Genomic DNA, 4,921 nt, shown 5'->3' with positions numbered 1-4,921 from the left:
CTACAGATTCTGCGGTGACACCTGCCCGTCCCAGCCGCCGCCCAGTGCAGCAATCAACTGCACGCTGGCGATCAAGCGGCTCTGCAACAAATCCAGGTTACTGCGCTCATTATTCAAGGCCGCCGCTTGCACCACGACCACATCGAGATAAGCGATCACACCGGCCTTGTACTGATTCTGGGTCAAGCGCAACGACTCGCGCGCGGCATCCAGCGCCTGTTGCCGCACGACGGCCTCATCCTGCAATACCTTGAGCTGGACCAGATAGTTTTCCACTTCACGAAAGCCATCGAGCACGGTCTGGCGGTACTTGGCCACGGTTTCGTCGTAGGCGGCTTCACTGCGGTCCACTTCAGCAGAGCGTTGCCCGCCATCGAACAACGTCATGGCCAGTTGCGGCCCCACCGACCAGAAGCGGTTCGGTACGCTGAACAGATCTTTGGAAGTACTACTGCTGTAGCCGCCGTTCAGACTCAGGGTCAGGTCCGGGTAGTACGCCGCCTTCGCCACGCCGATGTTGGCGTTGGCGGCGATCACCGAGCGCTCGGCCGAAGCAATGTCGGGGCGCCGCTCCAGCAGTTGCGAAGGCAGGCTCAGTGGCACCTCGGGCAGCGCCGGGATGTTGGGGGTTTCTGCCAGGCTGAACTCTGCTGGCGGCAAGCCGACCAGCACGGCAATGGCGTTTTCGAACTGGGCACGCTGCCAGATCAGATCGACCATGTCCGCTTCGGTGCCCTTGAGCTGGGTCTGCGCCTGCGCCACCGCATCCTTGCCGGAAACACCGGCACGGTATTGGTTTTCGGTCATTTTAAGAGAGCGTCGATAGGCCTCGACCGTGGCTTCCAGCAGACGCTTTTGCTCGTCGATCACCCGCAATTGCAAATAGTTCTGCACCAGCTCCGATTGCTGGCTCAAGCGCATCGCCGCCAGGTCGGCAAAGCTCGCCTGGGCATTGGCCGTGTCGGCTTCGAGACCACGGCGCAGTTTGCCCCAGACGTCCGCTTCCCAACTCACCCCGGCCTGAGCGGTGTAGGTGTCACGAATACCGCTGGAAGAACTGGTCAGGCTGGAACTGCTGCTGCCGGTGCCCTGGCTGGAGCGGTTTTTGCCCAGCGACAGGTCAACCGTTGGAAAAAACGCGCCCCGGGCGCTGCGCACCAATGCCTGGGCCTGGCGATACTGGGCTTCGGATTGCGCGACAGTCTGGTTGGAGCTGTTGAGTTTCTCGATCAGGCCATTGAGCTGCTGATCGCCATACAACTCCCACCACGCACCGCGAGCCAGGGAATCGCTCGGACTGGCCTGACGCCAGCCTGCCGCTTCCTTGTACTGCGCAGGTTCGGCGGTTTGCGGGCGCTGGTAATCCGGACCGATGGCGCAGGCGCTGAGCAGGGCCGCGCACAGCGACAGGCCCAACAATCGCGAGCCTCGGGCGGTGATCAGCGGTGTAGCCAGGTTGAACAGCGAACGGTCAGTCATAGCGGAGTTTCCAGAGCAGCATCGGTACGCACCCCACGCCAGTGGTTGAAGCGATGGCGCAGTTTGTCGAGATAGAGGTAAACCACCGGGGTGGTGTAAAGGGTCAGCACCTGGCTGAAGATCAGCCCGCCGATAATGGTCAGACCCAGCGGCTGACGCATTTCCGCGCCTTCGGCACGCCCCAGCAGCAACGGCAATGCACCGAGGATCGCGGCCAGCGTCGTCATCAGAATCGGCCGCAAACGTTGCAGGCAGGCGTTGCGAATCGACTCCAGCGGCGCCATGCCCTGATGCCGTTCCAGTTGCAGCGCCAGGTCGATCATCAGAATCGCGTTCTTTTTCACCACGCCGATCAGCAGGAACAGGCCCAGCAAGGAAATCAGGCTGAACTCGCCACCCAGCGCGTAGATCGACAGCAATGCGCCGACACCCGCCGACGGCAACGTAGAGAGAATCGTCAACGGGTGGATATAGCTTTCATACAGCACGCCAAGGACCAGATACACCGCCACCAGCGCGCCGAGGATCATCCACGGTTGGCTTTTCTGGGTGGCGGCAAAGGCATCGGCGGTACCGGCCATTTTCGCGATCACATCTTCAGGCAAACCCACCGAGGCAATCGCCCGCTCGATGGCGGCGCTGCCCTGCTCCACGGTTACGCCTTCGGCCATGTCGAAGGCGATGCTTTCCGAAGCGAACTGGCCTTCATGGCTGACCCGATCGTCTTCCAGGCTGTTTTCATAGCGAGCGATGGTCGACAGCGGGATCCGTGCGCCATCGGCGGTAATCACCTGCACCTGATTGAGGGTTATAGGATCCTGGGCGTATTTCGGGTTGACCTCCATCACGACCCGATATTGGTTCAGGCTGTCGTAGATGGTGGAAATCTGCCGCTGGCTGTAGGCGTTATTGAGCACCGCCGTGACCATGTCCATGTCCACACCCAGGCGCTTGGCCTGGTCACGATCGACAATCAACGTCACTTGCTGCGCACCCCGGCCTTCGCGGGCGTCAATCGCGGTCAGCTGCGGCAGCGCTTTAAGCGCGGTGACGACTTTCGGATACCACTCGCGCAGCGAGCCCAGATCGCCACTTTGCAGGATGTAGGAATATTGCGACGAGGATTGCTCGCGGCCGCCACCGAATTGCAGGTCCTGGTCGGCCATCAGCATCAATTGCGCGCCGGGCACCTTGGGCATTTCCTTGCGCAGGCGTTCGATGACCTTTTGTGCGGAAATCCCGCGTTCCTTGATGGGCTTGAGGCGCACCAGCATGAAGGCGTTGTTGGTACCGTTCGAGCCCCCGATGAAGCCCGCCACGCTTTCGACCGCCTCGTCCTTCAACACCTCGCGGCGGAAAGTTTCCATTTTCGGCTGCATCACCGAGAACGAAAGGCCATCGTCGCCGCGCACGAAACCGATCAGCTGGCCGGTATCCTGCTGCGGCATAAATGTTTTTGGAACAACCACATACAACGCGATGTTCACGCCAATTGTCACAAACAGGCTAAGCAACGTCAGGCGCCGATGACGCAGCACCCAGTCCAGGCTGGTCGCGTATTTGCCGACCATCCACTCGTTCGCCCGCTGGCTCCAGCGTTGCAGACGGTTTTCCTGGCCCGGCGTGTGCGGCTTCAACCAACGCGCGCAGAGCATGGGCGTCAAGGTCAGGGAAACGATCAGCGACACCACAATCGACGCGGCCAACGTAATGGAAAACTCGCGGAACAGGCTTTCGACAATCCCGCCCATGAACAGGATCGACAGGAACACCGCCACCAGCGATACGTTCATCGACAGCAAGGTGAAGCCGACTTCCTGCGCGCCCAGGTACGCCGCTTTCATGGGGCGAATGCCAGCGTCGATGTGCCGGGAAATGTTCTCCAGCACTACGATGGCATCGTCCACCACCAGGCCGGTGGCCAGAATCAGTGCCATCAACGACAGGTTGTTCAGGGAAAACCCGTACAGATACATCACGGCAAAGGTACCAACCAGCGACACCGGCACCGCCAGCGTCGGAATCAGCGAAGCGCGGAAATTGCCGAGAAACAGGAACACCACCAGAATCACCAGGGCCACGGCGATCAGCAGGGTCATTTCCGCTTCGTGCAGGGTGGCCTTGATCACCGGCGAACGGTCCATGGCCAGGTTCAGTTTGACACTGGCCGGCAGCACCGCTTGCAACGCCGGCAACTGGGCCTTGATCTCGTTGACCGTCTCGATGATGTTGGCGCCAGCCTGGCGGTTGATCACCAGCAGCACCGCCGCGTCATTATTGAAGAAACCGCTGTTGTAGCGGTCCTCGACGCCGTCGCTGACCTTGGCCACATCCTTCAGGCGCAAGGCTGCACCGTCCGCGTAGTGGATGATCAGCGATTCGTAATCCTTGGCCTTCTCCAATTGGTCGTTGGCCTGCACCTGCCACAGGCGCTGGGCATCTTCCACCGAGCCCTTGGGCCGGCGTACGTTGGCATCGGCGATGGTTTTACGTACATCGTCCAGCGCGACGCCGTACTGGTTGAGCGCCTGGGGTTCGAGTTCGATACGCACGGCCGGCAGGGAACTGCCGCCGATCTGCACTTCACCCACGCCCTGTACCTGGGACAGGCTCTGGGACAGGATGGTGGAAGCCAGGTCGTACAACTGGCCCTTTTCCAGTACATCAGAGGTCAGCGACAGCACCATGATCGGCGCCTGGGACGGGTTGACCTTCTTGTACGTCGGCATACTGCGCATGCCGCTGGGCAACAGGTTGCGCGAAGCATTGATCGCCGCTTGCACTTCCCGCGCCGCGCCATTGATGTCGCGATCGAGATCGAATTGCAGGATCACCCGGGTCGAGCCCTGACTGGAGCGACTGCTCATGGTGTTGACCCCGGCGATGGCGCCGAAGGAACGCTCCAGCGGCGTGGCCACGGTCGACGCCATGACCTCCGGGCTCGCGCCAGGCAAACTGGCCTGAACCACGATCACCGGAAAGTCCATTTGCGGCAACGGCGACACTGGCAGAAGGCCGAAACTCACACCGCCCAGCAGCATGATCGCCAGGCTCAGCAACATGGTCGCCACCGGGCGCTTGATGAAAGGACCGGAGAGGTTCATGGCTGCTCTACCGCGTCCGCAGGCTCAGGCTTGCGCCCCCAGCGCCGGCCAAGACGGTCGAAATACAGGTAGATCACCGGCGTGGTGAACAGCGTCAGAACCTGGCTCAGCAACAAACCACCCACCATCACCAGACCCAACGGCTGGCGCAGTTCTGCGCCGGAACCGGTGGCCAGCATCAACGGCACGGCACCAAACAACGCCGCCAACGTGGTCATCAGGATCGGCCGAAACCGCAACAGCGCCGCCTGATAAATCGCTGTCTGCGGGTCCATGCCCTGATTGCGTTCGGCGTCGAGGGCGAAGTCGATCATCATGATCGCGTTCTTCTTGACGAT

The 4,921-nt window shown here is 61.2% G+C and carries 3 protein-coding genes; all 3 read right to left on the bottom strand.

Annotated features, from left to right (window positions below):
* Positions 1 to 1,479, bottom strand: coding sequence for an efflux transporter outer membrane subunit (locus tag D8V06_RS29495; RefSeq protein WP_130905637.1), 1,479 nt, complete (start codon positions 1,477 to 1,479; stop codon positions 1 to 3).
* Positions 1,476 to 4,583 (bottom strand): efflux RND transporter permease subunit, encoded by a 3,108-nt coding sequence (locus D8V06_RS29490; RefSeq protein WP_130905638.1) that lies wholly within the window; start codon positions 4,581 to 4,583, stop codon positions 1,476 to 1,478. The genes D8V06_RS29495 and D8V06_RS29490 overlap by 4 nt, the downstream gene beginning before the upstream one ends.
* The coding region (locus D8V06_RS29485) for an efflux RND transporter permease subunit (protein WP_177434512.1) at positions 4,580 to 4,921 on the bottom strand (342 nt) is incomplete at its 5' end. The genes D8V06_RS29485 and D8V06_RS29490, both read right to left, overlap by 4 nt.

Source organism: Pseudomonas sp. Sample_24 (assembly GCF_004307605.1).
In the GTDB taxonomy this organism is placed as follows: domain Bacteria; phylum Pseudomonadota; class Gammaproteobacteria; order Pseudomonadales; family Pseudomonadaceae; genus Aquipseudomonas.
The sequence above is the reverse complement of the archived record's forward strand: the minus strand, read 5'-3'. Positions and strand labels throughout refer to the sequence as shown.